The sequence below is a fragment of the Streptomyces sp. NPDC002640 genome, from assembly GCF_053592575.1.
The window spans coordinates 159673-165866 of the sequence record NZ_JBSFVZ010000020.1; the positions used below are offsets into that span (position 1 = coordinate 159673).

5 protein-coding genes and 1 tRNA gene are annotated in these 6194 nt (G+C 70.0%); 3 read left to right on the plus strand and 3 right to left on the minus strand.

Annotated elements, in window-relative coordinates:
- Positions 1–61: 61 nt before the first annotated feature.
- Entirely contained in the window at positions 62–712 is a 651-nt protein-coding gene (locus ACWD3O_RS24890) for an ANTAR domain-containing response regulator (RefSeq protein ID WP_361143807.1), read from the minus strand.
- Positions 713–813: 101 nt separating this feature from the next.
- Between ACWD3O_RS24890 and ACWD3O_RS24895 the strand changes: the two genes are divergently transcribed.
- Positions 814–888 (plus strand) — tRNA-Leu (locus ACWD3O_RS24895).
- A 104-nt stretch (positions 889–992) separates the two neighbouring features.
- Positions 993–1763, plus strand: coding sequence for a helix-turn-helix domain-containing protein (locus ACWD3O_RS24900; RefSeq protein WP_451413170.1), 771 nt, complete (start codon positions 993–995; stop codon positions 1761–1763).
- A 3-nt stretch (positions 1764–1766) separates the two neighbouring features.
- Here the strand turns inward: ACWD3O_RS24900 and pyk are convergent, their stop codons facing one another.
- Both pyk and ACWD3O_RS24910 read right to left on the minus strand, forming a co-directional pair.
- The gene (gene pyk / locus ACWD3O_RS24905; protein ID WP_451413169.1) at positions 1767–3191 is read right to left on the minus strand and encodes a pyruvate kinase; all 1425 of its coding nucleotides are present in this window, start codon (positions 3189–3191) and stop codon (positions 1767–1769) included.
- A 145-nt stretch (positions 3192–3336) separates the two neighbouring features.
- The gene (locus tag ACWD3O_RS24910; protein WP_451417401.1) at positions 3337–4035 is read right to left on the minus strand and encodes an SIMPL domain-containing protein; all 699 of its coding nucleotides are present in this window, start codon (positions 4033–4035) and stop codon (positions 3337–3339) included.
- 160 nt (positions 4036–4195) lie between these two features.
- Here ACWD3O_RS24910 and ACWD3O_RS24915 point away from each other — a divergent pair, with 160 nt between their 5' ends.
- Positions 4196–6019, plus strand: a complete 1824-nt coding sequence (locus ACWD3O_RS24915) for a bifunctional metallophosphatase/5'-nucleotidase (RefSeq protein ID WP_451417402.1) — start codon at positions 4196–4198, stop codon at positions 6017–6019.
- Positions 6020–6194: the final 175 nt, after the last annotated feature.

Sequence of the window (6194 nt, forward strand, 5' to 3'; positions counted from 1 at the left end):
GGTACGGGCCTCGTCCACGTCCACGTACGTCCGGCGGTACGGGCCGGGCCGGCCGGGGGCGTCAGGCGCGGCCGGCCTTCTTCTCCTCGGAGTCGGCGATGACCGCCTCCGCGACCTGCTGCATCGACATCCGGCGGTCCATCGAGGTCTTCTGGATCCACCGGAACGCGGCCGGCTCGGTCAGCCCGTACTCGGTCTGCAGGATCGACTTGGCCCGGTCCACCAGCTTGCGGGTCTCCAGCCGCTGGGAGAGATCGGCGATCTCCTTCTCCAGCTCCTTCATCTCCGTGAACCGCGACACCGCCATCTCGATGGCCGGGACGACGTCGCTCTTGGAGAACGGCTTCACCAGGTACGCCATCGCGCCGGCGTCCCGCGCCCGCTCGACCAGCTCGCGCTGCGAGAAGGCGGTCAGCATCAGGACCGGGGCGATGGACTCCTCGGCGATCTTCTCCGCGGCGGAGATGCCGTCCAGCTTGGGCATCTTCACGTCCAGGATCACCAGGTCCGGGCGGTGCTCCCGCGCCAGCTCCACGGCCCGCTCGCCGTCCCCGGCCTCGCCGACGACCGTGTAACCCTCCTCCTCCAGCATCTCCTTGAGATCCAGCCGGATCAGAGCCTCGTCCTCGGCGATGACCACGCGGGTGGTCTGCGGGGGGACATGCGACTTGTCGTCGTCGTCAACGGGCTGCGGGGACTCGGGGGCGGTCACACTGGCTCCTCGGCGCTCAGGGCAAGGTACTGCTGACAAGACCTTACCTAGCTGCGGTAAGGTATGAGCGCAGAGGGGGAGGGCAACCTTCGATTCCTCGAGCCCCGGTAGCCCAACTGGCAGCAGGCAATGGATTCAAAACCCATACAGTGTCGGTTCGAATCCGACCCGGGGCACTTTTCCTTCCTTTCAAAGGCGGCCTGAGCGGCCGGATTTCCCGTTCCGGTGAATGTGCGGCCTTTCCCCTCGCGGGTCCGGCGGCGGCGCGCACAGTGACCGTATGTACGACCTCAGCACGCGGCAACGGGCTCTCACGCTCGTGGCACAGGGCCGCAGCCTCAACGCGGTCAGCAAGGAGCTCGGTGTCTCCCGAGCCGCGATCCGTGACTGGCGCACCCGCGTCGAGCCGCTCCGCCCGACGCATCCCTGTCCCCGCTGCGAGGGGACTCCCCGTTCGCCCTGCGCCCCCGCCGCCTACGCCTATCTGCTGGGCCTCTACCTCGGCGACGGCTGCATCAGCGCCGCACGCCGCGGCGTGTACGTCATGCGGATCGCCTGTGCCGACGCGTGGCCCGGGCTGATCGAGGCCTGCGAGGCCGCGCTGCGGGCCGTGCGACCGGGCAACAGTGTCTTCCGCGCGCGGAAGCAGGGCTGCGTGATGGTGAGCAGCGCCAGCAAGCACTGGCCCTGCCTGTTCCCCCAGCACGGCAAGGGCCGGAAGCACGAGCGGCGGATCGCCCTCGAGCCGTGGCAGCGACGCGTGGTCGACGCCCATCCCTGGGAGTTCGTCCGCGGGCTGATCCACTCCGACGGCTGCCGCGTCACCAACTGGACCACGCGCGTCGTGGCCGGCGAAACCAGACGCTACGAGTATCCGCGGTACTTCTTCACCAACCGGTCCGACGACATCCGGGCCCTGTTCGCGGCCGCCCTCGACGCGGTGGGGGTCGAGTGGAAGGAGGTGTCGCGCGGCGGCCGTCCGCTGCACGTCTCCGTCGCCCGCAAGGCGTCCGTCGCGCTGATGGACGCCCACGTCGGGCCCAAGTACTGAGGCTCAGTCCTCGCCGATGTGGTGGACCCGCACCAGGTTGGTCGTCCCGGACACCCCCGGCGGCGACCCCGCCGTGATGACCACGATGTCCCCCTTGCGGCAGCGCCCGTACTTCAGCAGCAGTTCGTCGACCTGTTCGACCATCGCGTCCGTGGAGTCGACGTGCGGGCCGAGGAACGTCTCCACGCCCCAGGTCATGCTGAGCTGGGAGCGCGTCGCCTGCTCGGGGGTGAAGGCGAGGACCGGGATCGGCGAGCGGTACCGGGAGAGCCGCCGCACCGTGTCGCCGGACTGCGTGAAGGCGACCAGGAACTTCGCGCCGAGGAAGTCGCCCATCTCCGCCGCCGCGCGGGCCACCGCCCCGCCCTGGGTGCGCGGCTTGTTCCGCTCGGTCAGCGGCGGGAGCCCCTTCGCGAGGATGTCCTCCTCCGCCGCCTCGACGATGCGCGCCATGGTCCGCACCGTCTCCACGGGGTACTTGCCGACGCTGGTCTCGCCGCTGAGCATCACCGCGTCGGTGCCGTCGATGACGGCGTTGGCGACGTCGGAGGCCTCGGCGCGCGTGGGACGGGAGTTGTCGATCATCGAGTCCAGCATCTGGGTGGCGACGATCACCGGCTTGGCGTTCCGCTTGGCGAGCTTGATCGCCCGCTTCTGAACGATCGGCACCTGTTCCAGGGGCAGTTCGACGCCGAGGTCGCCGCGGGCGACCATGATGCCGTCGAACGCGGCGACGATCTCCTCGATGTTCTCGACCGCGTGCGGCTTCTCGATCTTGGCGATGACGGGGAGCCGGCGCCCCTCCTCGTCCATGATGCGGTGGACGTCCTTGATGTCGAGCGCGCTGCGCACGAAGGAGAGGGCGATGACGTCGAAGCCGGTGCGCAGCGCCCAGCGCAGGTCGGCCTCGTCCTTGCCGGAGAGGGCGGGGACGGAGACGGCGACGCCGGGGAGGTTGAGGCCCTTGTGGTCGGAGACCATGCCGCCTTCGACGACGGTGGTGTGGATCAGCGGGCCTTCGATGCCGCGGACCTCGAGGGTGACCTTGCCGTCGTCGACGAGGATGCGTTCGCCGGTGGCGACGTCGTTGGCGAGCCCCTGGTAGGTGGTGCCGCAGAGGTGGCGGTCGCCGTGGGCGTCGGGGTCGACGCTGATGGTGAAGGCGTCGCCGCGTTCGAGGAGGACGGGACCCTCGCGGAAGCTACCGAGGCGGATCTTGGGTCCCTGGAGGTCCGCGAGGGTACCGACGCTGCGGCCGGTTTCGTCGGCGGCCTGGCGTACGCGGCGGTAGCGCTCCTCGTGTTCGGCGTGGTCGCCGTGGCTGAGGTTGAAGCGGGCGAGGTCCATGCCGGCGTCGACGAGTGCCTTGACGCGGTCGTAGGCGTGGGTGGCGGGCCCCAGGGTGCAGACGATTTTTGCTCGGCGCATGGTTCGACCCTAGGGCCTACCGGCGGGTAGGCCGTTCCCGTTGGGGTTCTGTTCAACAACCTTCACGGCAACTGTTGTTGAGGTGAATGAGGGTTCGATAAAACGACCGCGGCCACCGCCTCCTCACAGCGAGGCCGCCGCCTCCTCACAGCGTGGGCGGGGCCATGGTGAACCGCGCGTTGACCTGGGCGTGGACGTGCTGGCGGCGCGGTTCGAGCTCCAGGGCGGGCGGGGCGGGCGCTCCGGCGGCGCCGGCCGGGGGCGGCGGGGCGCCGAAGAGGGGCGGTGCCGCACCGCGGACGGTGGCGCCGGCGCCGGTGTTGTCGGCGCCGATGTCGGCGACGTCGACGACGCCGGTGAGGGTGGTGCCGAGCGCCTCGGCGTACTCGCGGGCGCGGGCGACGGCCTGGCGGACGGCTTCCTGGCGGGCACGGCGGCGGGCCGGCGAGTTGGTCGTCAGCTGCCAGTAGGGGCCGTTGACGCTGGTGTGCTCGAGGTCGGCGAGGCGGGTGGTGAGTTCGCCGAGGACGGTGAAGTCGGTGATCTCGGCGGTGAGGACGACGCGGCCGTGGTAGGCGCGGATGCGTTCGCCGCGGCCGCGCTGGCTGAGTTCGGGCGTGATGGAGAAGGCGCCGGTCTCGACGTGGGCGACGGCGTCGCCGTAGCCCTTGACGAGGTCGAGGGCGTCGTTGTTGCGCCGGGTGAGGTTGGTGACGGCGTCACGCCGGTCGGTGCCGCGGGCGCTGACGGTGAGGACGAGGCGGGCGACCTCGGGGTCGACCTCGAGGTGGGCCTCGCCGCGGACGGCTATGCGGGGGTGCTCGGTGACGGGTTCGGCGGTCATGGGGTCACCCTGCCAGGGCCCTCGGACAGTCGGCCGTCGCTTACCGGATCGCAACCTGGCGGACCTGTCGGTGGCGGGGGCGGGTGGTGAAGAATCTACGCGCGTTGGCAGGACATCGGGCCAGGGCGCGTTGGCAGTGTTGTCGGGAAGGTGCGGGAGCATGGCGTTGGATCGCCGGAAGTTTCTGAAGAAGTCCGCGGTGACGGGTGCGGGTGTGGCGCTGGCGGGAGGTGCGATGGGAGCTCCGGCTGCTCAGGCGGCTCCGGTGGACGGCCCGGCGGCGGCCGGGGGCCGTCCGGGGAAGCGTTTCTCCTTGACGGTGATGGGGTCGACGGACCTGCACGGCAACGTCTTGAACTGGGACTACTACAAGGACGCCCAGTTCAAGGACGCGGCGGGCAACGCGCTGGGTCTGGCGCGGATCTCCTCCCTGGTGAAGGAGGTGCGGGCGGAGAAGGGCGCCGGGCGGACGATGCTGATCGACGCTGGTGACACGATCCAGGGCACCCCGCTGACGTACTACTACGCGAAGGTCGACCCGATCACCGCCGAGGGCGGGCCGGTGCATCCGATGGCACGGGCGATGAACAGCATCGGCTACGACGCGGTGGCGCTGGGCAACCACGAGTTCAACTACGGCATCGAGCTGCTGCGGACGTTCGAATCGCAGTGCGACTTCCCGCTGCTGGGCGCGAACGCGGTGGACGCGACGACGCTGAAGCCGGCGTTCCCCCCGTACTTCCTCAAGTCCTTCCACGTCCCGGGCTCGGCCCGACCGGTGAAGGTGGCGGTCCTGGGGCTGACCAACCCGGGCATCGCGATCTGGGACAAGGCGTACGTACAGGGGAAGCTGAAGTTCCCGGGTCTGGAGGAGCAGGCCGCGCTGTGGGTGCCGAAGCTGCGGGCGATGGGCGCGGACGTGGTGATCGTCTCCGCGCACTCGGGCACCTCGGGCACGTCCTCGTGGAGCGACCAGCTGCCGTACGTGGAGAACTCGGCGGCGAACGTGGCGCGTCTGGTGCCGGGCATCGACGCGATCCTGGTGGGACACGCCCACAAGGAGATCGCCGAGCTGCGGGTGGTGAACGAGGAGTCGGGCAAGGAGGTCGTGCTGTCCGAGCCGCTGATGTGGGGTGAGCGGCTGTCGCTGTTCGACATCGAGCTGGTCTTCGCGAAGGGCCGCTGGTCGGTGGAGTCGGTGAAGGCGTCGCTGCGCGACTCCAGGAACGCGGTGGAGGACCCGGAGATCGTGGCGCTGCTCCAGGAGCAGCACGACGCGGTCGTCGAGTACGTCAACCAGGTGGTGGGCACGGCCACGGTGACGCTGACGACGACGGAGGCCCGTTACAAGGACGAGCCGATCATCGACCTGATCGCGAAGGTGCAGGAGGACGTGGTGAAGGCCGCGCTGGCCGGCACCGAGTACGCCTCGCTGCCGGTGGTGGCGCAGGCGTCGCCGTTCTCGCGGACGTCGCAGATCCCGGCGGGCGAGGTGACGATCCGGGACCTGTCGAGCCTGTACGTGTACGACAACACGCTGGTGGCGAAGGTCCTGACGGGCGCGCAGCTGAAGGACTACCTGGAGTTCTCGGCGGAGTACTACGCGCGTGTCGCGCCGGGTGCCCCGGTGGACGTGAACGCGCTGACGAACGCGGGCGGACGTCCGGACTACGCGTACGACTACGTGTCGGGCGTGAAGTACGACATCGACGTCGCGCAGCCGGCGGGTTCGCGGATCAGGAACCTGACGTTCGAGGGCGCCCCGGTGGCGGCGGACCGGAAGTTCGTGCTGGCGGTGAACAACTACCGGGCGAACGGCGGCAGCGCGTATCCGCACGTGGCGTCGGCGCCGGAGGTGTGGGCGGAGTCGACGGAGATCCGGACGCGGATCGCGGAGTGGGTGACGGCGAAGGGTGTGCTGGACCCGGAGGACTTCGCGTCGGTGGACTGGCGTCTGACGCGGGACGGCGTTCCGGTCTTCTGACCTGACCCCTGAGCCGGGGTCGGCGGCGTCGGCGGGTTCTCCCGTCGGCGCCGTCGGCGTTTCCCGGGCCCGGGTTCTGCGGGGGGGTGCCTCTATGTCTTTCGTCAAGCGGTGCGGGGGCTTCTCGGTTCGTAGAAGGTTCCGTCGCGGAGCATGGCGAACAGGACGCTGATGC